Annotated in this window: 28 protein-coding genes; 19 read left to right on the top strand and 9 right to left on the bottom strand. The window is 66.6% G+C overall.

From position 1 onward, the window contains the following. The first annotated feature begins 39 nt into the window (after window positions 1-39). The gene (locus A5779_RS30695) at window positions 40-555 is read left to right on the top strand and encodes a cysteine dioxygenase (protein ID WP_064887557.1); all 516 of its coding nucleotides are present in this window, start codon (window positions 40-42) and stop codon (window positions 553-555) included. A gap of 5 nt (window positions 556-560) precedes the next feature. Beyond that, a complete protein-coding gene (locus A5779_RS30700) occupies window positions 561-929 on the top strand; it encodes a rhodanese-like domain-containing protein (RefSeq protein WP_064887559.1) in 369 nt (122 codons plus the stop codon). Between the two features lie 11 nt (window positions 930-940). Here A5779_RS30700 and A5779_RS30705 read toward each other — a convergent pair whose 3' ends face one another. The 3 genes from A5779_RS30705 to A5779_RS30715 are packed head-to-tail and all read right to left on the bottom strand — an operon-like array spanning window position 941 to window position 4,497. Beyond that, the gene (locus tag A5779_RS30705) at window positions 941-2,641 is read right to left on the bottom strand and encodes an alpha/beta hydrolase (protein ID WP_064887561.1); all 1,701 of its coding nucleotides are present in this window, start codon (window positions 2,639-2,641) and stop codon (window positions 941-943) included. Between the two features lie 9 nt (window positions 2,642-2,650). Beyond that, the gene (locus A5779_RS30710) at window positions 2,651-3,427 is read right to left on the bottom strand and encodes an enoyl-CoA hydratase (RefSeq protein ID WP_064887563.1); all 777 of its coding nucleotides are present in this window, start codon (window positions 3,425-3,427) and stop codon (window positions 2,651-2,653) included. Next, window positions 3,424-4,497 (bottom strand): enoyl-CoA hydratase/isomerase family protein, encoded by a 1,074-nt coding sequence (locus tag A5779_RS30715; protein WP_064887564.1) that lies wholly within the window; start codon window positions 4,495-4,497, stop codon window positions 3,424-3,426. Before A5779_RS30715 ends, A5779_RS30710 begins: the two co-directional genes overlap by 4 nt. Window positions 4,498-4,672: 175 nt before the next feature. Here A5779_RS30715 and A5779_RS30720 point away from each other — a divergent pair, with 175 nt between their 5' ends. Both A5779_RS30720 and A5779_RS30725 read left to right on the top strand, forming a co-directional pair. After that, a complete protein-coding gene (locus A5779_RS30720) occupies window positions 4,673-5,521 on the top strand; it encodes a Bax inhibitor-1/YccA family protein (RefSeq protein WP_064887567.1) in 849 nt (282 codons plus the stop codon). A 326-nt stretch (window positions 5,522-5,847) separates the two neighbouring features. Beyond that, entirely contained in the window at window positions 5,848-6,699 is an 852-nt protein-coding gene (locus tag A5779_RS30725) for a DUF559 domain-containing protein (RefSeq protein ID WP_064887605.1), read from the top strand. A 52-nt stretch (window positions 6,700-6,751) separates the two neighbouring features. Here the strand turns inward: A5779_RS30725 and A5779_RS30730 are convergent, their stop codons facing one another. Then, a complete protein-coding gene (locus A5779_RS30730) occupies window positions 6,752-7,969 on the bottom strand; it encodes an acetyl-CoA C-acetyltransferase (RefSeq protein WP_064887569.1) in 1,218 nt (405 codons plus the stop codon). Between the two features lie 43 nt (window positions 7,970-8,012). After that, window positions 8,013-8,960, bottom strand: a complete 948-nt coding sequence (locus tag A5779_RS30735) for an SGNH/GDSL hydrolase family protein (RefSeq protein ID WP_064887571.1) — start codon at window positions 8,958-8,960, stop codon at window positions 8,013-8,015. Between the two features lie 219 nt (window positions 8,961-9,179). Between A5779_RS30735 and A5779_RS30740 the strand changes: the two genes are divergently transcribed. From A5779_RS30740 to A5779_RS30770, 7 genes are all read left to right on the top strand, one after another. Then, window positions 9,180-10,217 carry an alpha/beta hydrolase gene (locus A5779_RS30740; protein WP_064887607.1) on the top strand — a complete coding sequence of 346 codons (1,038 nt, stop codon included), beginning with the start codon at window positions 9,180-9,182 and terminating at the stop codon, window positions 10,215-10,217. Between the two features lie 29 nt (window positions 10,218-10,246). Further along, window positions 10,247-11,641, top strand: a complete 1,395-nt coding sequence (locus tag A5779_RS30745; RefSeq protein WP_064887573.1) for a cystathionine beta-synthase — start codon at window positions 10,247-10,249, stop codon at window positions 11,639-11,641. An 81-nt stretch (window positions 11,642-11,722) separates the two neighbouring features. After that, window positions 11,723-12,091: a CD225/dispanin family protein gene (locus A5779_RS30750; RefSeq protein ID WP_064887575.1), complete on the top strand. Its 369-nt coding sequence runs from the start codon at window positions 11,723-11,725 to the stop codon at window positions 12,089-12,091. Window positions 12,092-12,100: 9 nt separating this feature from the next. Further along, the gene (locus A5779_RS30755; RefSeq protein ID WP_082941922.1) at window positions 12,101-12,520 is read left to right on the top strand and encodes a DUF2752 domain-containing protein; all 420 of its coding nucleotides are present in this window, start codon (window positions 12,101-12,103) and stop codon (window positions 12,518-12,520) included. Window positions 12,521-12,699: 179 nt separating this feature from the next. Beyond that, complete coding sequence (locus tag A5779_RS30760; protein WP_064887577.1) at window positions 12,700-13,761, top strand: DUF2189 domain-containing protein; 1,062 nt, start codon at window positions 12,700-12,702, stop codon at window positions 13,759-13,761. Window positions 13,762-13,846: 85 nt separating this feature from the next. Beyond that, window positions 13,847-14,587: an Rv1078 family RDD domain-containing protein gene (locus tag A5779_RS30765; protein ID WP_082941923.1), complete on the top strand. Its 741-nt coding sequence runs from the start codon at window positions 13,847-13,849 to the stop codon at window positions 14,585-14,587. A 12-nt stretch (window positions 14,588-14,599) separates the two neighbouring features. After that, window positions 14,600-15,757, top strand: coding sequence for a cystathionine gamma-synthase (locus A5779_RS30770; protein WP_064887581.1), 1,158 nt, complete (start codon window positions 14,600-14,602; stop codon window positions 15,755-15,757). Between the two features lie 8 nt (window positions 15,758-15,765). On the opposite strand, the gene A5779_RS30775 is transcribed toward A5779_RS30770, so the two are convergent. From A5779_RS30775 to A5779_RS30785, 3 genes are all read right to left on the bottom strand, one after another. Further along, window positions 15,766-16,437, bottom strand: coding sequence for a GOLPH3/VPS74 family protein (locus tag A5779_RS30775; protein WP_064887583.1), 672 nt, complete (start codon window positions 16,435-16,437; stop codon window positions 15,766-15,768). A gap of 35 nt (window positions 16,438-16,472) precedes the next feature. After that, complete coding sequence (greA, locus tag A5779_RS30780) at window positions 16,473-16,967, bottom strand: transcription elongation factor GreA (RefSeq protein ID WP_055116762.1); 495 nt, start codon at window positions 16,965-16,967, stop codon at window positions 16,473-16,475. 242 nt (window positions 16,968-17,209) lie between these two features. Next, window positions 17,210-17,632 carry a DUF4307 domain-containing protein gene (locus A5779_RS30785; protein ID WP_064887585.1) on the bottom strand — a complete coding sequence of 141 codons (423 nt, stop codon included), beginning with the start codon at window positions 17,630-17,632 and terminating at the stop codon, window positions 17,210-17,212. 111 nt (window positions 17,633-17,743) lie between these two features. Here A5779_RS30785 and mca point away from each other — a divergent pair, with 111 nt between their 5' ends. From mca to A5779_RS30805, 4 genes are read left to right on the top strand one after another with little or no spacing between them, the layout of a single operon-like run. Continuing rightward, window positions 17,744-18,610 carry a mycothiol conjugate amidase Mca gene (gene mca, locus A5779_RS30790; protein WP_064887586.1) on the top strand — a complete coding sequence of 289 codons (867 nt, stop codon included), beginning with the start codon at window positions 17,744-17,746 and terminating at the stop codon, window positions 18,608-18,610. Then, the gene (locus tag A5779_RS30795) at window positions 18,607-18,912 is read left to right on the top strand and encodes a hypothetical protein (RefSeq protein WP_064887588.1); all 306 of its coding nucleotides are present in this window, start codon (window positions 18,607-18,609) and stop codon (window positions 18,910-18,912) included. Before mca ends, A5779_RS30795 begins: the two co-directional genes overlap by 4 nt. Further along, the gene (locus tag A5779_RS30800) at window positions 18,872-20,911 is read left to right on the top strand and encodes a thioredoxin domain-containing protein (protein ID WP_064887590.1); all 2,040 of its coding nucleotides are present in this window, start codon (window positions 18,872-18,874) and stop codon (window positions 20,909-20,911) included. Before A5779_RS30795 ends, A5779_RS30800 begins: the two co-directional genes overlap by 41 nt. 10 nt (window positions 20,912-20,921) lie before the next feature. Beyond that, window positions 20,922-21,296 (top strand): nuclear transport factor 2 family protein, encoded by a 375-nt coding sequence (locus tag A5779_RS30805; RefSeq protein WP_064887592.1) that lies wholly within the window; start codon window positions 20,922-20,924, stop codon window positions 21,294-21,296. A 53-nt stretch (window positions 21,297-21,349) separates the two neighbouring features. On the opposite strand, the gene trhA is transcribed toward A5779_RS30805, so the two are convergent. Next, window positions 21,350-22,093, bottom strand: coding sequence for a PAQR family membrane homeostasis protein TrhA (gene trhA / locus A5779_RS30810; protein ID WP_064887594.1), 744 nt, complete (start codon window positions 22,091-22,093; stop codon window positions 21,350-21,352). Between the two features lie 56 nt (window positions 22,094-22,149). Between trhA and A5779_RS30815 the strand changes: the two genes are divergently transcribed. The 4 genes from A5779_RS30815 (at window position 22,150) to A5779_RS30830 (ending at window position 25,405) form a co-directional block, all read left to right on the top strand. Then, the gene (locus A5779_RS30815; RefSeq protein WP_064887596.1) at window positions 22,150-22,944 is read left to right on the top strand and encodes a (2Z,6E)-farnesyl diphosphate synthase; all 795 of its coding nucleotides are present in this window, start codon (window positions 22,150-22,152) and stop codon (window positions 22,942-22,944) included. A gap of 15 nt (window positions 22,945-22,959) precedes the next feature. After that, entirely contained in the window at window positions 22,960-24,321 is a 1,362-nt protein-coding gene (locus A5779_RS30820) for a hypothetical protein (protein WP_064887598.1), read from the top strand. A gap of 125 nt (window positions 24,322-24,446) precedes the next feature. Beyond that, the gene (locus tag A5779_RS30825; RefSeq protein ID WP_064887611.1) at window positions 24,447-24,872 is read left to right on the top strand and encodes a hypothetical protein; all 426 of its coding nucleotides are present in this window, start codon (window positions 24,447-24,449) and stop codon (window positions 24,870-24,872) included. A 119-nt stretch (window positions 24,873-24,991) separates the two neighbouring features. Next, a complete protein-coding gene (locus A5779_RS30830; RefSeq protein WP_064887599.1) occupies window positions 24,992-25,405 on the top strand; it encodes a hypothetical protein in 414 nt (137 codons plus the stop codon). Window positions 25,406-25,442: the final 37 nt, after the last annotated feature.

Consider the following 25,442-nt stretch of genomic DNA (forward strand, 5'->3'; position numbering starts at 1 on the left):
TGTCTGCCCTGTTCCGCCGTCATTCTTGGAGTTTCTCTGATGCTGTCCACGCTCGCGCCCGTTCCTGCCGTCTCGGCGCCCACCCGGCTGCGATTGCCCGACCTGCTGCACACCACCGACCGCGCTGCCGACGATGTGCTGTCGGGCCGCTACGACCGGTTGCTGCGCGGGCTGCCGAAGGACGACCGCTGGTACACCCGCTTGTCGGGTGATGACGAAGTCGAGGTCTGGCTGATCAGCTGGGTGCCCGACAAATCGACCGAAATGCACGACCACGGTGGCTCGCTGGGGGCATTGACCGTGGTGTCCGGTGCGCTGCGCGAAACCCGTTGGGATGGTGAGCTGCTCCGGAGGCGTCGTCTCACCGCCGGCGATCAGGCGGCGTTCCCGTTGGGGTGGGTGCATGACGTGGTGCATGCACCGGCGGCTATTTCCGGACCGACGCTGAGCGTGCACGCCTACTCGCCGCCGCTGACGGCGATGTCCTACTACGAGGTGACGCCGCAGAACACGTTGCGCCGCAACCGTACCGAGCTCACCGACGCGCCGGAGTGAATACCATGAGCCGCATCGACACCGTGCTGGAGCAGGCTCGTACCCGGCTGCACCGGCTGCCCGCTGCCGACCTTCCCGAGGCGCTCGACGCCGGTGCCGTCCTGGTCGACATCCGTCCGGCCGCCCAGCGTGCCGCCGAGGGGTCGGTACCCGGGGCGCTGATCATCGAACGCAACGTGCTCGAGTGGCGCTGCGACCCGACCAGTGACGCGCGGATACCGGAGGCCGTCGACGACGACGTCTACTGGGTGATCCTGTGCTCGGAGGGCTACACGTCAAGCCTGGCCGCGGCCGCGCTCGTCAACCTCGGACTGCATCGTTCGACCGACGTCGTCGGCGGCTATCACGCGTTGGTCGCGGCCGGCCAGGTGTAAACGCCCGGCGCTCAGGCGTTCTCGTTGCTGCTCAGCATGGGCCGCAGTTTCGCGGTCATCTCCGGTGTCCACCCCGGCGGCTGCAGAATCGCCGCCCAGGCGTCGGCCACATTCTGGACGTATACGTGGCCGTGCCCGTCGGGAACGTCGACGGCCACTGCCATGTCCGCCGAGACCTGAAGGAACGTCACCACCGGAATCCATTCCATCCGTCGGGATACGTCGTACCCACGGGGTTCCCGCAGCCAGTCCGGCTTGGCGAACAGCAGGTCGGGTGTCCACCACGAGATCGGGTCGGACGCGTGTTGCAGGTACACCGCGCGGGGGTGACCCCACGGCGCATCGGGGCGGTTCAGATTCTCGGCCTTCGCAACGAACCGGGCGTTCTCGCCGTTGTCATAGATCGGCAACCACTCCGGCGACCCGGCGTCGCGGTCGCGGGTCAGCGTCGTCCAGATCGTGTTCTTGAACGTCGGGCCGGAGAACAGCGCGCCGTCGGTGCGGGCGACGAGATTGTTCAGCGACAGGAACGGTGCCTCACCGCCGAATGATCCCAGGCTCTCCCCGAACACCACCAGCTTGGGCCGCTTGGTCTCGGGCATGGCCCGAACCAGGGCGTCGACCGCCTCGAACAACGCCTGCCCGGCCTGCCGCGCGTTCTCCTGGTCGACCAGGAACGACAACCAACTCGGCAGGAACGAGTACTGCATCGACACGATCGCGGTGTTGCCGTTGTACATGTACTCCAGGGCAGAGGCCTCGGCCTCGTTGATCCAGCCGGTGCCCGTCGTGGTCGCCACGGCGACCACCGCCCGGTCCAGGCCGCCGGTGCGCTGCAACTCTCGGGCCGCCAGGGCCGCGGTGGCCTTGATGCCGTCAGCGGAATGCAGACCCGCATAGGCGCGGATCGGTTCGATCGCGGGCTTGCCGGTGAACCGCGAAAGTTGTTGCACCGTAGGGCCTGCCGAGACGAACACCCGCCCCTGATGGCCGAGCGACTCCCAATCGGCCAATGACTGCGGGCCGCCTGAGCGCAGGGGCGACATCGGGGCGGCGAAGTCAGGATCGCTCTCGTCGTTGACCGCCGCGAAGGTCCGGTTGATGGTGTCCATCGCCACCCGGACCACGACACCGTTCAGCAGCGCGATGCTCAACGCCAGCAGCAACGCCACCACGACAACGGCCGAAACTCGTGGCGGCAGAAAGCGATCCAGCTTGAGATCCAGGAACCGCACCAGCTTACGGATCAACTGTCCGATCTCGACGAACGCGAACAGGACCACGAGCGACAGCACCGCGGTCAGCGGGTGATCCCAGAATGTCAGCCGGGGCACCCCCATGAAGTCGCGGATCTCGTCCTGCCAGACGTGGAAGTAGACGATCATCAGGATCTGGCCGACGATGCCGACGGTCAGCAGGGACAACCATGTCCACTTCGGTGCCCGCGGGCTGGTTTCCGCCGAACGCATGTAGCGGACCAGCCACACCCCGAACACGCCCAGCCCATAACCAGTGGCGCCGGCCGCGCCGCTGACCAGACCCTGGAACAGCGGCCCGCGGGGCAGCAGCGACGGAGTGAGCGAGAACCAGACGAAGACCAGACCGACCGCCGTCCCGAAGAACGTGTAATGACGAGCCCACCAGACAGGTTTGTCTGCCTCACCTGACTGGACTTCGGGTGCGTCGGCCTCGGGTTCGGCGGTCTCGGTCACCCGTCGACTTTAGCGATGGGTGAAGTTGGCGGCGCGCTTCTCCGAGAACGCTGCCATGCCTTCCTTCTGGTCTGCGGTGGCGAAGGCCGAGTGGAACAGCCTGCGCTCGTAGAGCAGTCCCTCGGCCAGGCTGACCTCGAAGGCGCGGTTGACCGCTTCCTTGGCCATCCGGGAGGCGGACAGGGACATCCCGGCGATGGTCGCGGCCACGGCCAGGGCCTCGTCGATCAGCGAGTCCGCCGGCACCAGACGGGAAACCAGGCCGGCACGCTCGGCCTCGACGGCGTCGATGGTGCGGCCGGTCAGGATCAGGTCCATCGCCTTGGCCTTGCCGATCGCCCGCGTCAGCCGCTGGCTGCCACCCATGCCCGGCAGCACACCCAGCTTGATCTCGGGCTGACCGAACTTCGCCGAATCAGCGGCGATCAGGATGTCGCACATCATCGCCAGCTCACAGCCGCCGCCGAGTGCGTAACCGGCGACCGCGGCGATCGTCGGGGTGCGGGTGGCCGCGAACTTCGACCAGAGCTCGAAGAAGTCGGCCGAATACACGTCGGCGAACGACAGCTCGGCCATCTCCTTGATGTCCGCGCCGGCGGCGAACGCCTTCTCGTTGCCGGTGACGATGATGGCGCCGACACTGGGGTCGCGGTCGAGTTCGGCTGCGGCCGTGGTCACTTCGGTCATCACCTGGGTGTTGAGCGCGTTGAGCGCCTTCGGCCGGTTCAGCGTGATGGTGGCGACCCGGTCGGTACGGGTCACCAGGATCGTCTCGAACTCACTCATTGGTTGTCCTCCTGGAAGGTCAGATCGGGGTCGGCCGGAACGAAATACGCTTCGACATCGGCGGGGGTGACCGCTGCGATCGAGGCGGGGGACCACTGCGGGTTGCGGTCCTTGTCGACGAGCTGAGCGCGGATGCCCTCGACGAAGTCATGCGATTTCACCGACGCGCACGAGGTCCGGTACTCCTGCTGCAGCACGTCCTCCAGTGTCTCCAGCTTGGCGGCCCGGCGCACCGCTTCCAGCGTGACGGCCAGGGAAACGGGGGAGCGGGTCTCGATGAGGTTGGCGGCATCTTTGGCGGCGGTGCCACCAATGTGGCCGGCCGGCCCTGCGCCGTGGCCGCGCAGCGCGGTGAGGATGTCGGCCACGGTGTCGCCGGCGTAGCACTCGTCGATCCAGCCGCGCTGCTCGACCAGCGGGCTGGCGGGCGGTTCGACGGCGTAGGCCGCGAGGGCCTTCTCCACGCCGTCGCTGACCACGGCCGCGGTGAACTCGGCGACCTGGTCGTGCGGCACATAGTGATCGGCGAAGCCCATGGCGATCGCGTCGGCCCCGGAGAACGGGGCCCCGGTGAGCGCGGCGTGCAGCCCGAGGGCGCCCGGGGCGCGCGAGAGCAGATAGGTCCCGCCCACATCAGGGATGAAGCCGATGCCGACCTCGGGCATCGCCATCTTCGTGGTGTCAGTCGCGACGCGGATGTTGCCGTGGGATGCGACGCCGACGCCACCGCCCATGACGATGCCGTCCATCACCGCCACATACGGCTTCGGGTAACGGCCGATATAGGCGTTGAGCAGGTATTCGTCGTACCAGAACTGTCGCGCGGCCTCGCCGCCCTCACGGGCGCTGTGATAGAGCGCCACCACGTCACCGCCTGCGCACAGGCCGCGTTCGCCGGCGCCGGTCAGCAGAACTGTGTGAACCGCATCGTCGTTCTCCCACGCATGCAGCGCTTCGGAGATGCCCGCGACCATCGCATCGTTGAGCGAGTTGATCGCCTTGGGCCGGTTCAGCGTGAGGATCCCGACGCCGTTGCGGACACTTACTAGGACGTCCTCGTTTTCTGTCACGAGATGCAATCTAGTTCGGTCCCCCAGTTGTGGTGCGCTACGGGTAGGGTTTGCCCCAAGATCAAACCTGTCAGTTTCCTGGGAGTCATTTCGCCTCCACGGGAACCCGCCCGGAACATTGATCGTTGAGCTACTAGTTCGTACTCGAACACATCTCATCAGAGAGGACCCGACGGTGCGCGAAACCAGCAACCCGGTATTCCGCAGCCTGCCCAAGACGCAGGGCGGATACGCACAATTCGGTACCGGAGCCAGCGGCTTCGGTGCACAGCAGGTGCATGCGCAGCCCTACGCGCAGGAGTACCTGGAACAGCCGCAGACCGGCGTTTCCCGTCCGCTGACCATCGATGACGTCGTCACCAAGACCGGCATCACGCTGGCCGTCGTGTCGGCCGTCGCGGTCGTGTCCTACTTCCTCGTGGCCGGAAACACGGCCCTGATGATGCCGTTCACCCTGATCGGCGGCCTCGGCGGTCTGGTGATGGTGCTCATCGCCACCTTCGGTCGTAAGCAGGACAACCCGGCCATCGTGCTGACCTACGCGGCGCTGGAGGGTCTGTTCCTCGGCGCGGCGTCGTTCCTGTTCGCCAACCTGGTGTCCAGCGGTGGACCGAGCATGATCTTCCAGGCCGTGGTGGCCTCGATCGGTGTGTTCATCGGCATGCTCGTGGTCTACAAGACCGGCGCCATCCGCGTGACGCCCAAGTTCACCCGGATGATCGTCGCCGCGATGTTCGGTGTCCTTGCGCTGATTCTGGTGAACTTCGTACTCGCGATGTTCGGTGTGGGCGGCGGCGAAGGCCTGGGCCTGCGTTCCGGCGGCGGCCTGTCCATCGCGTTCTCGCTGTTCGTGATCGCCCTGGCGGCGTTCAGCTTCCTGATCGACTTCGACGCTGCCGACCAGATGATCCGCGCCGGTGCTCCGGAGAAGGCCGCATGGGGCATCGCCCTGGGCCTGACCGTCACCCTGGTCTGGCTGTACATCGAGATCCTCCGGTTGCTGTCGTACTTCAACAACGACTAGCAACCCTGCCCCGAGAAAGGCGTCCGCGATTGCGGGCGCCTTTTTCTTTTGCGCTGTGGTCAGGTTGGCTCTGCGCTGAGGGCGTTGGCTACTCGTACTTTTGCGCCGTGGATGCAGAGTGAATTGTGTGCCTGGTCGTGGCGGGCTTGACTCTGCGCTGAGGGCGTTCGCTACTCGCACTTTTGCGCCGTGAGCGCAGGGTGAACCAGCACTGGGTCAACCAGCGCGGGTTATCCCCACAGCGAGCTTCATGCACAAGGTCAGGCCATGGCGTGGCCTGGGCTGAGTCGGGTGTCGGCAGCTCAAACCAGCCTGGCGCCACGGACATCGGCAGCGATCCCTTCGTCGGCAGCGAGGCTCTGGCAGGTGGCGCACTGAACCGCCATGAATTGCGCCGCTACTACCGGCCGCTGATGCCAAATGTGTACCTGGACAAACGGATTGCTCCGAATCTGCGGCGCCGAACGCAGGCAGCATGGTTGTGGTCACATCGAGAAGCGGTGGTCGCGGGGCTCACGGCATCCGCCTGGCATCGGGCCAAGTGGGTCGATGACGACATTCCCGTCGAGTTGATCTGGGCGAACGCGCGGGCGCCGAAACGGGTGATCACCCGTGCTGACCTGCTGCTACCGGGGGAGTCGCAACGGCGCGACGGGCTGAATGTGACCACACCGGAGCGGACGGCCTTCGACATAGGCCGGCGCGGACCCCTGAGGGAGGCGGTGGCTCGGCTCGACGCGCTGGGCAATGCGACGGAGATAAAAGCAGCTGATGTGTTGGCACTGGCGGATTGTCACGCCCATGTACGTGGTCTACGCCAGCTCGAGACGGCCCTGGACCTCTACGACCCAGGGGCACAGTCGCCGCAGGAAACCTGGCTTCGGTTGATGATCATCAACGAGGGATATCCGCGGCCGCAGACGCAGATACCGGTGCTCGGTCAGAATGGCCGACCGCGCTACTACCTCGACATGGGCTGGGAGGAGCACACGCTCGCGGTGGAGTACGACGGAATCCAGCATGCCGATGCGCTCGGCTACGACATCGTCCGTCACGAGTACATCAGCCAGGCCGGCTGGACCACGATCCGAGTGGCGGCGGGCCATCGTCGGCCGGAAATCATGTGGCGGCTGCGCCGTGCATGGGATCAGGTTGCGCCGCCATTGGCTCTGCGGTGAGGGCGCGAGTTACTCGCACTTCTGCGCCCTCAGCGCAGAGCCAAAGCTGAAACTAGGAGAGACGCTCCACGACCATCGCCATACCCTGGCCGCCACCGACACACATGGACTCGATGCCGAAGGTCTTGTCGTGGGTCGACAGGTTGTTCAGCAGCGTGGCGGTGATGCGGGCACCGGTCATGCCGAACGGGTGGCCCAGCGCGATCGCGCCGCCCGAGACGTTCAGCTTGTCCTCGTCGATGCCGAGCTCACGAGCCGAACCGAGCACCTGCACGGCGAACGCCTCGTTGATCTCGACCAGGTCGATGTCCGAGATCTTCTTGCCGGCCTTGGCCAGCGCCTTCTTGATGGCCTCGATCGGGCCCAGGCCCATGATCTCCGGCGACAGGCCGGACACCCCGGTGGAGACGATGCGGGCCAGCGGGGTCAGGCCCAGCTCCTTGGCCTTGGTGTCGCTCATGATGACGACCGCGGCCGCGCCGTCGTTCAGCGGACACGCATTGCCCGCGGTGATGGTGCCGTTGGGCCGGAACACCGGCTTGAGCTGGCTGATCTTCTCGTAGGTGGTGCCGGCGCGCGGGCCGTCATCGGTGGAAACCACGGTGCCGTCGGGCAGCGTGACGGGAACGATCTCGCGCTCGAAGAACCCGCTCTTGATGGCCTCCTCCGCGCGGTTCTGCGAACGCACGCCCCAATGATCCTGGTCCTCACGGCTGATGCCGGTGAAGGTGGCGACGTTCTCGGCGGTCTGGCCCATGGCGATGTAGACGTCCGGGATCAGGCCGTCTTCGCGCGGGTCATGCCACTTGATGTCGCCCTCGGCCTGCGTGAGCGTACGGGCCTGGGCCTCTTCGAACAGCGCGTTCTTCGAATTCGGGGCGCCGTCGGCGGCACCGACGCCGAAGCGCGACACCGTCTCGACACCGGCGGAGATGAACACGTCACCCTCGCCGGCCTTGATGGCGTGGAAGGCCATCCGGGTGGTCTGCAGCGACGACGAGCAGTACCGGTTGACGGTGGTGCCGGGCAGGAAGTCGTAGCCGAGCTCGACGGCCACGGCGCGGGCGATGTTGTAGCCGGCCTCACCGGCGGGCTGGGCGCAGCCCATCATCAGGTCGTCGATGTCGCGGGGATCCAGCGAGGGCACCTTGTCCAGAACGGCCTTCACCATCTGCGCGGCGAGGTCGTCGGGGCGCATGGTGGCCAGCGACCCCTTGACGGCGCGGCCGATGGGCGAGCGGGCGGTGGCAACGATGACGGCTTCAGGCATGACGGCTCCTGCTGATCGAATGGCTTAGAAAACTCAGTTGAAACTAGCCCGCGTGCATCACGATGGGTGCGGGCACCCCGGTTGAGCGGCGCCAAAGCCTGCTGACACCGCCCAGGCGGGTCAGCAGTGTCCTCGTGTCGGCGGCTCCCGATTCCAGCGCCTCGTCGCCGTCCCAGTCGCCGAGAGCAGTGCACACCGCCGGCAGCAACTGCTTGGCGGCCAGTGCGTACCCGGCTGCCGACGGATGGAACATGTCCTCGGAGAACAGCAGGTCAGGGGCCTTGTAAAACTCTGGAGCCAGCAGATCCGAGAACGGCACCGGAACGCCGCCGGCGGCGCGTACCGCGGCGGCCTGGGCGCGGGCCAGTCGCAGGCCTTGACGGCGGGCGAACGCGCGCAGTGGCTGGGGGATCGCGCTGATCACCCCGAAGTCGGGGCAGGTGCCGACCACGACGACGGCACCTGCCGCGCGTAGCCGGCGCACCGCGTCGCCGACCCGGCGGGCCGACGGACCGATGCCGTTGGGTTTGGTGATGTCGTTGGCGCCGATCATGATCACGGCGGCATCCGGCGGTGGGCCCGCGACGAACATGGCGTCGATCTGACCGGACAGCCCTTTCGAGGTGGCGCCGACGATTGCCTTGGTGCTCAAGCGAATCCGCTTGTCGAATTGCTCCGCCACGCCGCGGGCGATGAGCACCCCGGGTACTTCGTCGGGCACTCGGCAGCCGTATCCGGTGGCGGTGGAGTCGCCGAAGATCATCAGATGCAGGTCGAAGGGGACTCCGCGTTCCCATTTCTCGACGGGCCCGCCGCCGGGCAGATACACGCCGTCGGCGCGGGGAGGGATGTCCCAGGACTTGGGGATGACCTGACGCGCCTGGTTGGCCTGCCCGCTCAACAGGTTGCGGGCTCCGATATAGGCCGATCCCGTAGAAGCCAGCGTCGCCGCAGCGGCGAGGGCGATGGTCGACCGGCGCGGGACGCGCACGTGAGGAGCACTTCGGCTTGGACCCACGAGATCAGTTTAGGCGGATGAGACAGGTTGTCCGCGTGGCGGCGCAGCGTGCCGATCACAGTGCTGTATCAAGTCCGGTATCAATTCAGTTTATTTGACTGTTGAACTGTTTACGGATGTCAAGCTAAGTTACCCGGGTTGTCTGAGTGACGAAGCTCACCTAGCACTACAAAGACGTAGGAAGTGGTGACGATGACTGCACCGAGCAAGGTATCCAGGTCGCATCATGCTGGCATAAGCCCAGCTAGGGCCCACCGCGGGCGTAGGTTCCCGATCAGTGACGGCGCGCCCGTCGAGGTGGTCGAGGACGGACCGAGCCTGGCGGGCCGATTGGCTTCGCTGGCGGCCACGCTGACAATCAAGCCGACCTTGGCGATTGGTAGCCATGTACCGCATCTGCCGTGGCCATTCGGGTTGGTCAATTTCGCCGCCCGGCTGATCCGGCCGGTGCCCGGGACCATCAAGGCCACCATCGCGCTGCCCCATTGCACCGCGCAGCTGGTGCGGGCCGACGGCGTACTTCCCGCCGACGGGAAGCGCAGCGTCATCCTGTACCTGCACGGCGGTGCGTTCCTCGCCTGCGGGGCCAACACACACTCGGGGATCGTCACGGCGCTGTCGGAGTACGCCGACAGCCCGGTGCTCGTGGTCGATTACCGGATGGTTCCCAAGCACTCGGTGGGCACTGCGATCGAGGACTGTTACGACGCCTATCAGTGGCTGCGGCTACGTGGATATGAGCCGGACCAGATCGTCCTGGCCGGCGACTCGGCGGGCGGCTACCTGTCGTTGGCACTGGCCGAGCGCCTGGTCGACGAGGGCGAGATGCCTGCCGCGTTGGTGACCATGTCGCCGCTGTTCGAGATCGACAACGAGTCACGGGCCAACCACCCGAACATCCACACCGACGCGATGTTCCCCGCCAAGGCGTTCGACGCGCTCGTGGAGCTCATCGAGCGCGCCGCCGGGCGCAAGGGCGAGGAAGTCTACGAACCCCTCGACCACATCGAGCCCGGCCTGCCGCGCACGCTGATCCACGCATCGGGCTCGGAGGCTCTGCTCAGCGATGCGCGAAAGGCCGCGCACATGCTGGCCGCTGCCGGGGTTCCCGTCGAGCTGCGGATCTGGCCCGGTCAGATGCACGTTTTCCAGCTCGCGTCGCCGATGGTGTCCGAAGCGAAGCGCTCGTTGCGCCAGATCGGCGAATACATTCGAGAGGCCACCTGGTAAGCGTTTCGCGGGCCTGAGACCATTGACGTATGCGCATCGCCAGGCACATCAGTGAGCTCATCGGCAATACCCCGCTGGTAGAGCTGAACTCAGTTGTCCCCGAAGGCTCGGGCAAGGTCCTGGCCAAGATCGAGTACCTGAACCCCGGCGGCAGCTCCAAGGACCGCATCGCGGCCAAGATGATCGACGCCGCCGAGGCCAGCGGCGAGCTCAAGCCGGGCGGCACCATCGTCGAACCCACGTCCGGCAACACCGGCGTCGGGCTGGCGATAGTCGCCCAGACTCGCGGCTACAAGTGCATCTTCGTCTGCCCCGACAAGGTCAGCGAGGACAAGCAGAATGTGTTGCGCGCCTATGGCGCCGAGGTCGTGGTGTGCCCGACGGCGGTGCCGCCGGATCATCCGGACAGCTACTACAGCGTCTCCAACCGCCTCGTCGAGGAGATCGACGGCGCCTGGAAACCCGACCAGTACTCCAACCCGATGGGGCCGGAGAGCCACTACGAGACGACCGGTCCAGAGATCTGGGCCGACACCGACGGCAGCGTGACGCACTTCGTGGCCGGGGTCGGTACCGGCGGCACGATCACCGGAACGGGCCGCTACCTCAAAGAGGTGTCGGACGGCAATGTTCAGGTGATCGGTGCCGATCCGGAGGGCTCGGTGTACTCCGGCGGGACCGGACGGCCCTATCTGGTGGAAGGCGTCGGCGAGGACTTCTGGCCGTCCGCCTACGATCCGTCGGTTCCCGACGGGATCATCGCCGTCTCCGACGCCGACTCGTTCGACATGACCCGGCGGCTGGCCCGCGAAGAGGCGCTGCTGGTCGGTGGATCCTGCGGCATGGCGGTTGTCGCCGCACTCGAGGTGGCCCGCACGGCCGGACCAGACTCGGTCGTCGTGGTGCTGCTGCCCGACGGTGGACGCGGTTACCTCTCAAAGATTTTCAACGACGCATGGATGTCGTCGTACGGATTCCTGCGCAACCGGCTCGACGGTTCGATCGAGCAGTCGACGGTCGGCGATGTCCTGCGCGGCAAATCCGGGGCGCTGCCCGACCTGGTACACACGCACCCTTCCGAGACGGTGCGCGATGCGATCGGCATCCTGCGCGAATACGGCGTCTCGCAGATGCCGGTGGTCGGGGCCGAACCTCCCGTGATGGCGGGCGAGGTGGCCGGCAGCGTGTCCGAGCGGGAGCTGCTGTCGGCGGTGTTCGAGGGCCGGGCGAAGCTGGCCGACGCAGTGGCCGAACACATGAGCCCGCCGTTGCCGTTGATCGGCGCGGGAGAGTTGGTCTCCACGGCGGCGAAATCGCTGCGGGACTGCGACGCGGTGATGGTCGTCGAGGAGGGCAAGCCCGTCGGTGTGATCACCCGCCACGATCTCCTCGGATTCCTGTCCGAGGGCAGCGGCCGACACTAGTCCTCGATCCAGCGTATTCAGCGAATTGCCAGGGTAAGGTTGCCTCGCTCTTGTCCAGCAACCTGTTCCAGGAAGGCGTCAATGACTGAATACCCGCCCCCACCTCCTGGTGGCTATCCGCCTCCGCCTCCTGGTGGCTATCCGCCACCTCCCCAGGGTGGTTTCCCACCGCCTGGAGGGCCCCAAGGCGTTCCGCCGGACAACAATCTGGTCTGGGCGATACTTGCGACTGTTTTCTGTTGTCTTCCGCTGGGCATCGTTGCCATTGTGAAATCGGTGTCGGTGTCGGGACTCTGGGCGCAGGGCCAGTACCAAGCCGCGCAGCAGGCCGCCGATGACGCCAAGAAGTTCGCCATGTGGGGCGCCATCGCCGGCGTCGCATTTAGCGTGGTCTGGATCCTCTTCCTGGTAGCGACAGGTGCGTTCTCGGCATCGGTGTCGTCGTACTGATCTCGATCGGTGTCTGAACTCCACGTTGCACCCCGCCTCGGTGCGCCGCTCGGTGTGGCTGCCTTGGCGGGGTGCGCGTGTCTGGCCGTGTGGGTAGCGGATCCCACGACACCCGGTGGATTGCTACCTACATGTCCCACAAAGCTATTGCTGGGCATCGACTGCCCGGGCTGCGGCAGTCTCAGGATGATCTACTCAATGCTTCATGGGGATCTTCTTGCAGCGCTTCGGTTTAACGCTGTCGGAGTGATCGCTCTCGGGTTGATTTTGTGGGCTTACCTGGCGTGGACATATGGCCGAATTCGCGGACGGCAGATCGCCAGTTGGCAACATCACCGGTGGTCGGCGATGGTGGCGCTGGTGGTGACCATGGTGTGGTTCGTTATTCGCAATTTGCCATTTGAACCGTTTAGCGCGCTGCATGTCTGACGCTTCCGATGCGCCGCCGCGACGACCGGTCCTCTGTGCCCGGCGAATACGCTCGTGTTGTTCTGCCAAAGGGCGTTGGCGATGCGTAATCTGCCTGTGGAGCAGTCTGTCTGTATAGGTGCTGGCAGAACGTAGCGTCCGCCCGCGGAGCGCTATCCGAGATGAGGAGAGCTTTCGACGTGACCGATCAACCGCCCCCGCCCGGGAACTACCCGCCGCCGCCGGAGGGTGGCTATCCGCCTCCGCCCCAGCACGGCGGTTTCGCACCGCCGCCTCCGCCGCAGGGTGGTGCCTATCCGCCGCCGCCTCCGCCGCAGGGTGGCGGCTACCCGCCCCCACCACCGCCACAGCAGGGTGGCTATCCACCGCCTCCCGGTGGCTACCCGCCTCCGGGCGGCTACCCATCGCCGGGCGGTTACCCGCCGCCCAGTTACGGGGCCCCTGGCTACCCGCCTGCGGGCGCACCCGGATTCGGCGGTGCGCCGTACAGCGTCGGTGACGCCTTCTCGTGGGCCTGGAACAAGTTCCTCAAGCATCCGGCCGAGCTGATCGTGCCGACGGTGGTGTACGCCTTGATCGCTGGCGCCGTCTACGGCGTCTTCTACGGCATCGCCTATGCGATGTCGCCGGACTCGACCAGTAGCTACGAGTCCTATCAAGATGGCTTCAGCTACTCGGCCTCGAGCGACTTCGGGACCGGGGGCAGCATCGTCATGTTCATCGGCTCGATCGTGCTCTTGGTAGTCAGCGGCTGGATCGCAGCGGGGTACACCGCCGGTCTGCTCGACATCGCCAACGGCCAGCCGGTCACCATCGGTTCGTTCTTCAAACCGCGCAACGTCGGCAACGTGATCCTCGCGACCGTGATCGTCGGTGTGATCTCGTTCCTGGTCAACCTGGTGCTGTTTGCTCCCACATTCCTACTGGGCGCATGGGCGTTCGTGGCCTTCCCGTTGTCGTTCGTCGCTTCGATAGTCCTCGCCGTCCTGTTTCTGTTCACCACGGTCGCAGCGGTGGACCGCAATCTCAGCGGCGTCGATGCGGTCAAGGCGAGCTTCGACCTCGCGAAGGCCAATTTCGGCACGGTGCTGCTGACGGCGCTCGTGATGGGTGTCATCGCCTTCATCGGCGCGATTCCCTGTGGCCTCGGCCTCATCGTGGCGGTTCCGTTGATCCTCCTCATCGAGGTGTACGCCTGGCGTCGGCTCAGCGGCGGCCCGGTGGCACCGCTGACCCCATAGGCAGAACAACCGACCTCAGCGCCCACGGCGCGTACGGCAGAAATGCCTGCGCCGTGGGCGCTTTGGCGCATGACATCATTTGCGCATGACATTTCAGCCGCCGCCCGGCCCCGGATACATCGCCGGCCCCAATACCCCGGGGATGAATCCGTACCCGAGCCCGTACCCCAGTGCGGCGCAGGGCAGTCCGCACAGTGCCGGGCCCACCGGCTATCCGCCGGTCGGCCCGTCGCCCTACCCGGCACCGGGACCGTCGTCGCAGTGGAACTACGGCCAGCCGGCGACGAATCCGAATGCCTACACGCCCTGGTTGGACCGGGTGCTGGCCTCGGTGATCGATCAGATTCCGTTCCTGGTGATTTTTTTCGTGGGATACGGCGTCCTCATGGGTATCGCGGCGGCGGTCGCGTCGTCGGTGGATTCATCCGGTGAGCCGTCCGGCGGTGCCGTCGCATTTCTGGTGCTGGGAATGTTCGTGCTGTTCGCGGTGACGTTGGCCTTTCCGGTGTGGAACTTCGGGTACCGCCAGGGCAAGACCGGGCAGAGCCTCGGGAAGCAGGTCATGAAGTTCAAGGTGGTCAGCGAGAAGACCGGCCAGCCGATCGGTTTCGGCATGTCGCTGGTGCGCCAGCTCGCCCATGTCCTCGACAGCTTCTTCTACATCGGCTACCTGATGCCGTTGTGGGACGGCAAGCGTCAGACCATCGCCGACAAGGCGCTCACGACGGTGTGTGTCCCTGCCCCGGTGTCTGCTCCACCTCCTTCTCCGACGGCGTTTCCCGGCCCGCAGGGCGGTCCCAACCCGTACGCGTACCCGCCCCGATAGGCTCGACACGTTATGAGTGAACAGCGCAGGTGGCACGGTCTGGCCACAAAAGCCATCCACGCCGGTTACCGACCCGACCCGGGCACCGGAGCCGTCAACACCCCGATCTACGCCAGCTCGACCTTCGCCCAGGACGGCGTCGGCGGTCTGCGCGGAGGATTCGAGTACGCCCGCACCGGCAACCCGACCCGGCAGGCTCTGGAAGCGGCGCTGGCGGCGGTCGAGGAAGCCGCCTACGGGCGGGCCTTCGCCTCGGGCATGGCCGCCACGGACTGTGCACTGCGCGCGGTGCTGCGGCCGGGCGACCACGTGGTAATTCCCGACGATGCCTACGGCGGCACGTTCCGCCTCATCGACAAGGTGTTCTCCCAGTGGAACGTCACCCACACCCCGGTCCCGCTGAGCGATCTGGACGCTGTGCGTTCGGCCCTCACCCCGCGGACCCGGCTGATCTGGGTCGAGACACCCACCAACCCGCTGTTGAGCGTGGCAGACATCCCCGGAATCGTCCAGCTCGCGTCGTCCTCCGGGGTCAAGGTGTTGGTGGACAACACGTTTGCCTCGCCTGCGCTGCAGCAGCCGCTGCTGCTCGGGGCCGACATCGTGCTCCACTCGACCACCAAGTACATCGGTGGGCACTCGGATGTGGTGGGCGGCGCGCTGCTGACCAACGACGAGGAACTCGACGCGGCATTCGCATTCCTGCAGAACGGTGCCGGTGCGGTGCCTGGGCCATTCGACGCGTACCTGACCATGCGCGGGCTCAAGACGCTGGTGCTGCGCATGCGTCAGCACAGTGAAAACGCTGCACTGATAGCCGAATTCCTCGACGGGCACCCAGCCGTCGAGACCGTGCTCTACCCAGGCCTGGCCAGCCACCCCAACCACGATGTGGCGGCGCGGCAGATGTCGGGCTTCGGTGGCATGGTGAGCCTGCAGCTACGTGGTGGGCCCCGAGCGGCACGTGAATTGTGCTCGCGCACTGAGCTTTTCATTCTCGCCGAGTCGCTCGGCGGCGTGGAGTCGCTGATCGAGTACCCAGGGGCCATGACGCATGCGTCGACCGCGGGCTCGCAGCTGGAGGTGCCTGACAACCTGGTGCGGCTGTCGGTGGGAATCGAGCATGCCGCCGATCTGCTGGCCGATCTTGAGCAGGCCCTCGGCAAGTAACGCCGCGGTTAGGACATCAGGGCCGGACGTAACGCAGACGTCGTCACTGCCAGATTCATCTCCGGCAGTGCCGACGCGGTCTCGTCCACCCAGATGCCCGTCGCGATTTCGGTGGACCGGGCATGCACCCAGCGCCAGCCCCGGTCGTTGAGGCTGAGGATCGCGCCAAGGCCGTCGACTGCATGCAACAGGCAGATGATCGCGGCGATCGCGGGTACCGGGTTGTGCCCGTCGAACAGCGCCGCCAGCAGCGCTGCCCGCGCCTGGCTGACCCGCTCCCGGCTGGTCAACGGCCAGCAGTACGCCGGCTTACCCGGGAAGCCTTTACCGGGCATGCGGACCCGGCGGACCAGACCCATCCGTTCGAGATGCTGTTCCAGGTTGGTCTGGGAGTGCCTGCTCAGCTTGGCCAGTGCGGTGTCGGCCGGAAGCGGCCGGCGTTGCAGAAGTTCGAATGCTGGGTCACCGACCGGATCGACGGGCCAATCGCCGGCCAGCGCGACCAGGTGGCCGGCCTCGATCGGTTCATCCGCCATGGCAGGGCGGATCCGGCAGGCATACGCCAGATCCAGCAGTACGGCCGCGCTGAGTACTTTCTCCCTGCGATGCCGATCAAGTGCGGGTTGCGCGGCTGCGTTGTCCAGCAACAGCAGGAACAGGTCTTCGGCGATTTGCGCCATTTCCCCGACTGTACTGCTTGCCCCGTGCCGACCCGTCAGTCGTGATAGGGCTCGGCGCTGACCAGCGTGACCTTGACGGTGTTGCCGTTCGGCACGGTGTAGGTGCGCGACTCGCCGACCTTGGCGTCGATCAGTGCACTGCCCAGCGGAGAGTTGGGGGAGTACACCTCGAGCTTGCCGTCGCTGATGCCCTCCTGGCGGGTGGCGATCAGGAACGTCTCGGTGTCCTTCTTGTCGTCGTCGTAGTACACCTTGACGACCGAACCGGGCAGCGCGACACCCGACTGCTTGGGTGCCTCACCGACCTTGGCGTTGTTGAGCAGCTCCTGCAGCTGGCGGATGCGGGCCTCCTGCTGGCCCTGCTCCTCGCGGGCGGCGTGGTAGCCACCGTTCTCGCGCAGGTCGCCCTCTTCGCGACGGTCGTTGATCTCGGCGGCGATCACCGGCCGGTTGGCGATCAGCTGATCGAGCTCCGCCTTCAACCGGTCGAATGCGTCCTGAGTGAGCCAGGTGACCTGTGTATCGGTCATGTTCTTGTGCTCCTTCTGTCTTGCTTGCCCTCGCGGCGCTCTTGCGCCTTCCCTCGCGTACGAAGTCCGTCGTTTCCGGGCCGGGGCATGCGCATGTATTGCCGCGGACGTACGCACCTAACTGAGTGCTAATGCAGCAATACACGGCCCCAGCGAGGAACCGTGTATCGCACAATCGTACCACCGAGTAGCCGGCGAATCTTCATGTAATGGCTGTTCGACGTTTGTTGCGAACGTCAAATTCAGGGCGCTACCAGGTAGGACGGCACATCCGTCCCGCAACCGTAGACATCGCCGATCACGGGGGGTCGGCTGGATTTCACTTCGGCCGTCACCTGCACCACCCGCTGATCGGACGGACCCACCAGGATTTCGCGTCGCCCGGTTTCGCTCCCGTCGATCGAGCGGGCCCGAACGATGCACACCACCGGCGTCGACGGATCAGGCCGGGTCACCCCGATCGTCACGGACACAGTCTGGTTGTCGATCAGCTCGTAGGCCGAGAGCTCGCCTTTCACCTCGCCGGTGCCCAACCGCTGGAAGGCCACGACCGCCAGGATCACACCGGCCACCACCACCACGCCGACCAGCGCGAACGTGATCCATCGCCGGGTCCGGCGGGACAATTGGCGGGATCCGTAGCGGGCGGCGGGGCGTTCGATCATCAGAACTGGAACTATAGGGCCAGACGAAACCGTCACCGCAGCCCAGGGACCGGGCTGAAGGTTTGGGTACAGGGATTAGGTAAGAGGACGCCGTAGTTAGATGAAAGCGAAATGAGTGAACTGCGGTTGATGGCGGTGCATGCCCACCCGGACGACGAGTCCAGCAAGGGTGCGGCTACCACCGCGCGCTATGCGGCCGAAGGTGTGCGCGTCATGGTCGTGACGCTCACCGGCGGCGAGCGCGGAGACATACTCAATCCGGCGATGGACCTGCCCGAGGTGCACGGCCGGATCAGCGAGGTGCGCCGTGACGAGATGGCCAAGGCCGCCGAGATCCTCGGCGTCGAGCACCACTGGCTGGGATTCGTCGACTCGGGTCTGCCCGAGGGCGATCCGTTGCCGCCGCTTCCGGACGGCTGTTTCGCGCGTGTGCCGCTTGCCGAGCCGGTCAGCCGCCTGGTCCGGGTGATCCGCGAGTTCCAGCCGCACGTGCTGACCACCTACGACGAGAACGGCGGCTACCCGCACCCCGACCACATCCGGTGCCACGAGGTCTCGGTGGCGGCCTACGAGGCGGCCGCCGACTACCGGCTGTACCCCGACGCCGGGACCCCATGGAACGTCTCGAAGCTGTACTACAACCACGGCTTCCTGCGTGAGCGCATGCAACTGCTGCAGGACGAGTTCGCCAAGTACGGTCGGCAGGGCCCCTTCGGCAAATGGCTGGAACACTGGGACCCGGACCACGACCCGTTCGCCAACCGGGTCACCACCCGTGTTGAATGCTCGGAGTACTTCAGTCAGCGCGACGACGCGCTGCGCGCGCACGCGACCCAGATCGACCCGAAAGGCGATTTCTTCCATGCGCCGATCGAGTGGCAGCAGCGGCTCTGGCCGACTGAGGAGTTCGAGTTGGCGCGGTCGCGTGTCCCGGTGAATCTGCCGGAAGACGACCTGTTCACCGGGATTGAGAAATGATCGACACTTTGACCGCAGTGATCACACTGCTCGCCGACGAGCCGCGAAATACCGGGCCGGAGTTCGGTAAGGCAACTCCGCTCGGCTTGCTCGTCACGGTCGCGCTGCTGATCGGCACCTTCGCGCTGGTCTGGTCGATGAACCGCCACCTGCGCAAGCTGCCCGAGTCCTTCGACAGGGAACACCCCGAACCCGACCAGGCCGCCGACGAGGGCACTGCCGACGGTGCCGGTGACGGCGACACGGTCGAGAACATCGCCGATGACCACCAGAGTCAGCCCCGTGAGCCGGGTAGCGGGTAACACGCTCGGCGGGTCCACCAGCCCGTACCTTCGCCAGCACGCCGACAACCCGGTGCACTGGCGAGAATGGACGCCCGAGGCGCTCGCAGAAGCGGCCTCCCGGGACGTCCCCATCCTGCTGTCCATCGGATACGCGGCCTGCCATTGGTGCCATGTGATGGCGCATGAATCGTTCGAAGATGCAGAGGTCGCAGCGGCCGCGAACGACGGGTTCGTCTGCATCAAGGTCGACCGCGAAGAACGTCCCGACCTGGACGCGGTCTACATGAACGCCACCGTCGCCCTGACCGGGCAGGGCGGCTGGCCCATGACCTGCTTCCTCACCCCGGATGGTCGGCCGTTCTTCTGCGGCACCTACTACCCGAAGCTCGGATTTCTCCAGCTGTTGGACGCCGTCGCCGAAACCTGGCGGGACCGGCGCGACGAGGTCGAGCGCGCCTCCGATCAGATCGCCACCGAGCTGCGCTCGATGTCGGCCGGGTTGCCCGGCGGCGGGGCGCCGGTGGGGCCCGAGTTGTGCGATCACGCGGTGGCGGCCGTGCTGAATGACGAGGACGTGTCTCACGGCGGCTTTGGCGGTGCGCCCAAGTTCCCGCCCTCGGCCTTGTTGGAAGGGCTGCTGCGCCACCACGAACGCACGGGGTCGGTGGCGGCGTTGTCGGCTGTCGAGCGTACGTGCGCGGCGATGGCCCGCGGTGGCATCTACGACCAGCTGGCCGGAGGATTCGCCCGCTACAGTGTCGACCCGCACTGGGTGGTGCCGCACTTCGAGAAGATGCTGTACGACAATGCGCTGCTGTTACGGGCCTATGCGCATCTGGCCCGGCGGACCGATGATCCGTTGGCGCGCAGGGTGACTGCCGAGACAGCTGGGTTCCTCATCGCGGATCTGGGTGCCGGTGCCATGTTCACCTCCTCGCTCGACGCCGACGCCGGTGGGCGCGAAGGGCTGACCTACGTGTGGAGGCCGGCCGAACTGCGCTCCGTCCTGGGTGAGGACGACGGAGCTTGGGCGACTTCACTTTTCGGGGTCACCGAGCGTGGCACCTTCGAACACGGCGCCTCGGTGCTGCAACTGCACCGCGATCCGGACGACACTGCACGCTTCGAGTCGGTGCGCACGACGCTGTTGGCGGCCCGCGCGTCGCGTCCTCGGCCGGCCCGCGACGACAAGGTGGTGACCGCCTGGAACGGCCTGGCCATCACCGCGCTGGCCGAAGCCTCGGTGGCGCTCGAAAGCCCGGAATTGCTTTCTGCGGCAGTCGAATGTGCGCGCAGGCTGCTGGATCTGCACGTGGTGAACGGCCGGTTGCGCCGGGCCAGTCTTGGGGGTGTCGTCGGGGAGAGTGCGGCGATCCTGGAGGATCACGCGGCGCTGGCCACCGCATTGCTGACCCTGCACCAACTCACGGGATTCGGACTGGACGAGGCAGTGCGGCTCCTGGATGTCGCACTCGAACATTTCGCCGACCCCGATCAGCCGGGCCGCTGGTTCGACACCGCCGACGACGCCGAGCAGCTGATGGTGCGTCCCGCCGACCCGATCGACGGCGCGACACCGTCGGGCGCGTCGCTGATCGCCGAGGCCCTGCAGGCGGCGGGATACCTGACCGGCTCGCAGCGCTATGTCGATGCGGCGCAAGCGACTTTGTCTTCGGCCACGCCGATCCTGGCCCGCGCGGCCCGCTCCGGCGGGCACTGGCTGGCCGTGGCCGAAGCCCAGGTACGCGGACCGATCCAGATCGCGGTGGCCGGGGATCCGTCGTCGCCGCTGTTGTACGCTGCGCGCCGGTTGGCGCCCGGTGGGGCGCTGGTGGTCGGCGGTGCCCCAGGGACGGCCGACTCGTCGCCGTTGCTTCGAGGACGCGACCGGGTGGACGGCGCCGACGCCGCGTACGTGTGCCGCGGGACGGTCTGCGACCTGCCCGTCACCACGGTCGAAGCTCTGGCTGTCTCGCTGGGCGGTCAACCGCCGGACGGCGGAAGTGGCGCCGTGTAGCCTCGCGGCCATGAGCCACGATGCTGCAGCCCTGGAGTCCTTCGTCAAGCGCTATCTCGACACCGTTGCGGGCGGGTCCGCTGCCGAGGTCGCCGCGCTGTACACCGATGACGCGACGCTGGAGGATCCGGTGGGCAGCGGTGAAGTGCACATCGGCCGTCAGGCGATCGAGGGCTTCTACAAGAACCTGACCGCGGCGGGAGCCGAGATCACGACCGAGCTGCTCAAGTTCCGTCCCGGCGGACACGAGGCGGCCTTCCTGTTCGCGATCGTCGTCGGCGGGGCGATGCGTATCGAGCCCATGGAGGTCATGACGTTCGACGCGGAGGGCAAGATCACCGGCATGAAGGCCTACTGGTCGGCGGCTGACATCACGCAGCTTTAGCAGTGTCTGCGGAGCCCCGCACCGCTTCGGTGGTGCGGGGCTTTTTCGTGGGCTCAGAAGACCGCGAACCACATGGCGATGTAGTGGCAGATCGCCGCTACCGCCGTGCAGGCGTGGAAGAACTCGTGATGGCCGAATGTCGTCGGCCACGGGTTGGGCCACTTGAGCGCGTAGAGCACGCCGCCGATGCTGTACAGCGCGCCGCCGACGATCAGCAGCACCACCGCGGCCACGCCGGCACCGTTCATGATCGGCCCGATGAACCAGGCCGCGACCCAGCCCAACAGGATGTAGAGCGGCACGCCCAGCCAGCGTGGTGCCGACGGCCAGAACATCTTGAGCAGCACGCCGGCGATCGCCCCACCCCAGACGATCCAGAACAGCACCATGCCTTTGGATTCGGGCAGTGCCAGCAATGCGAACGGGGTGTAGCTGCCCGCGATGAAGATGAAGATCATCGAGTGGTCGGCGCGTTTCATCCATTTGCGCGCGTTCGGCGACTTCCACGTCACCCGGTGATACGTACCGCTCACGGCGAACATCGCCACGATCGTGAACGTGTAGAGCAGCGTGGCCAGACCTGCGCGGGTGGACTCCAGCGACCACGACACCGAAACCAGGGCCGCCCCGGCGATGAACGCGATGACCGCCGAATACACATGGATCCAGCCCCGTGCACGCGGCCTACCGAGGAACTGGGCGACGCCTTCGGCGACCGCTTCCGGAAGATCTTCAGCCGGCCGGTTCAGCGCGGCCGCAGAGCGGTAGGGCTTGGTGCTACCCGTCGGCGCAGTCATGTCACCTCCATTGAGAACCGTGGTGTACCCCGACGCTCACAGTAGTCTGGACTCTCGTGGACATCATTCCCCCGCGGCTCAAGGAACCGGCCTATCGGCTCTACGAGATGCGGTTGCGTCAGGAACTGGCGCAGTCCAGATCCGAACTGCCACGCCATATCGCGGTGCTGTGTGACGGGAATCGCCGCTGGGCGCGTGACGCAGGTTACGACGATGTCAGCATCGGCTACCGGATGGGTGCCGCCAAGATCGCCGAGATGCTGCGCTGGTGTCAGGCCGCAGGCATCGAGATGACGACGGTCTACCTGCTCTCGACCGAGAATCTGCAGCGCGATCCGGAAGAGCTGTCGGCCCTGCTCGAGATCATCACCGACGTGGTCGAGGAGATCTGCGCCCCGACGAACACCTGGACGGTGCGTACCGTCGGTGACCTGGAGTTGTTGGGGGAGGAGCCGGCCCGGCGACTGCGCGAGGCCGTAGAAAGCACGGCATCGAACGCGCCCGGTTCATTCCATGTGAACGTCGCCGTCGCCTACGGCGGCCGCCAGGAGATCGTCGACGCCGTGCGCTCGCTGCTGTCGAAGGAACTGGCCAATGGAGCCACCGCCGAGCAACTCGTCGAAGCTGTCACCGTCGAGGGCATCTCGGAGAACCTCTATACATCGGGCCAACCCGACCCGGACCTCGTCATCCGCACCTCAGGTGAGCAACGGCTCAGCGGATTCCTGTTGTGGCAGAGCGCATATTCGGAGATGTGGTTCACCGAGGCGTATTGGCCGGCCTTCCGGCGCGTCGACTTCCTGCGGGCCCTGCGCGATTACACCGCCCGCCACCGCAGATTCGGCAAGTAGTGCCAAACTGAACCTATGGCTGCGCTGTCGGCAGTGGTTTTCACGCTCAGCTGGTGGCTGGGTCTCTACCTGCTCGCCCGCGACCCGCGTAAGCCCGTCCTGGTTCTCGCCGCGCTCGGGCTGACCAGCTTCGCTCTCGTGGTCGCGCTCGACGCGGTCCGGTTGGTTACCGGCTCGGAAATGCTCAGCCGCATCGAGATCTACCTGGTGGCGTTGCCCGGCATCGCCTGGTTCGCGGTCATGGTGGAACTCGCGCGCCCGGCCGACACGTTCCGATCGCGCGCCGGTGAGATCGCGGCGATCTTCGCCGTGGCCGTCCTGGCCTTCGCCGGGGCGGGGTTGGCCGGCAGCGTCGACGGGCCGTTGCGGACCGGCCACTGGGTGATGTTCGCGGTGATCTCGCTGTCCTCGCTGGGCGCCATGGTCAAGGCCGTCCTCGGCGGCGCCAAGCCCGGGTCGGTGGTGGGGTTCATCATCGTCGCGACACTGTTCTTCGCCCTCGGCAACGCGATCCTGGTGATCCCGCTCGGGTTGGTGCCGAGCTGGCTCGCGCTGGCATCGACCGGATTCGATGTCGCCCTGCTCGGCGTCGCGGTCGCGATCTGGGATGCCTTCGACGAGGGCCAGGCGCTACGCGCGGACATGCGCCGCTCGATCATCGGCACGTTGGTGATCGCAGTTCCGTTCGCCGCCCAGGCCCTGATCGGCATGGTCGTGCTCGACGCCGGGACCGGCCGCACCGTCATGACCATCCTGCTGTTCACCAGCCTGGCCGTCGCCGTCGCGGTGGAGGTGCTGGCCGGTCCGCTGGCCGGCCTGCTCGACCGGCTCGCCTTCTCCAGGTCTCCGGACCTGCGCGCCGATCGTGAAGCCCTGCGCCAGACGGAGGCCGCGCTCCCGCTGCGATCTCCTCACCCGTTGGGCGGTATCGACGACGACGCCTTCGCCCGGCTCACCCGACGCGCACTCGGCCATTACGGCGATCTGTCCAAGCTGGTCGCCAGCCCGCTGACGTCTCTGCCCGCCATCGACGACCGTCTGGCTCGACGCGGGGCACCGGATCAGCCGCTGGAACGCGCCAACGAACTCAAGGCGCTGCTGGCCGATCGCATCGCCGCGCTCAAGCCGCGCGACAGCGGCGACTTCGGCACCACCGAGCAGTGGCGCCACTACAACTCGCTCTACTTCCCATATGTCGTCGGGGTCCGCGCCTATGCGCAGAACGCCACCGCCGCCGGGCTCGACCCGGTGGCTCGGCAGGCCTGGCAGTGGTTGGTCACCGAGGTGCCGCAGCGCTCCCTGCACAACTGGCAGAACGCGGCGGCACGCGTGATCGCGGCGGATCTGCGCGGCGATCTGGTCACTGCCAACGACTGACGCCCGCACCGCGCTGACCTGGGCTTGGCAGTGCTTGGCAGTGTTTGGTGTCGATCTGGCAGCGGCTGGTGAGCAGTGTCGGAGGTGTTCCACCAATCGACACCCTCATCGCCGAGGAGCCCGACATGACCGCCACCCTGAACCAACCATTGGCCGACCCCACCGCCGGATCGGCCATCCACGATTCCCTGCTGCGGTTCGCCCTGCGCGCCGATGCCACCGTCTGCGCCGGCGTCGGACTGCTGGTGGCCATGGCTGCCGATCAGCTGGCCCGCATCGCGGGCGTGTCGGCAACCGCCGGCTGGTTCGTCGGCGCGGCGCTGGTCGGCTACGGCGCCCTGTTGTACGTGCTCGCCGCCGCCCCGCGCGTGCGGCGGGTGGGCATCGGCGTCCTCGCCGGCAACGTGGCCTTCGCAATCACCACGGTCGTCGCCATCGTGGCGGGCTGGTTGGCGTTGACCGGTGCCGGAATCGAACTGGTTCTCGGATTTGTCGGTGCCACCGCAGTACTGGCGTGGCTGCAATACCGCGGAGTGCGCCGTCTGGCGTGACTCCCTCCCGAGCCGGTGCGGGGTGCCCGCCGGAAGAGGTTACGGCGTGTATCCCCGCACCGTGCTCCACCGCTCGAAGTGAATGCACGACAAGTAATCACCATCAGAGAAGGAGAATCATGTCCGCCATCACCTCCGCCGGATACGCAGGCACGACGAAGGCAACCGATTCGCTACTGCGGCTGGCCATGCGGCTCGACGCAGTCCTCGTCGGTATCAGCGGGATCGCTCTGCTGGCTGCGGCCGGATATTTCGCCGATCTCACCGGGCTGCCGAAATCCGTCGAGTACGGCGTCGGCATCTTCTCGGTGGTCTACGGAATCGCCGTGTTCGCCCTCGCCGGCATCGAACGGGTGCGCCCCGCCGGTATCGGCACCGTGATCGCCAACGCGGCCTGCACCGTCATCGCTCTGGTGGCCGTCTTCACGATGGCGCTGACCACCGCGGGCGTCGTGGTCGTCATCGGCGCCGGCCTCTACACGCTGGCGATGGCCGAGCTGCAGTACGTCGGGGTCCGGCGGATCCCGGCCTGACCGTAAGCCGGTACAGCGCCCAGAGCCTGGGCTCTCG

Origin of the sequence: Mycolicibacterium peregrinum (assembly GCF_001665625.1) — a bacterium.
GTDB lineage: Bacteria > Actinomycetota > Actinomycetes > Mycobacteriales > Mycobacteriaceae > Mycobacterium > Mycobacterium peregrinum_B.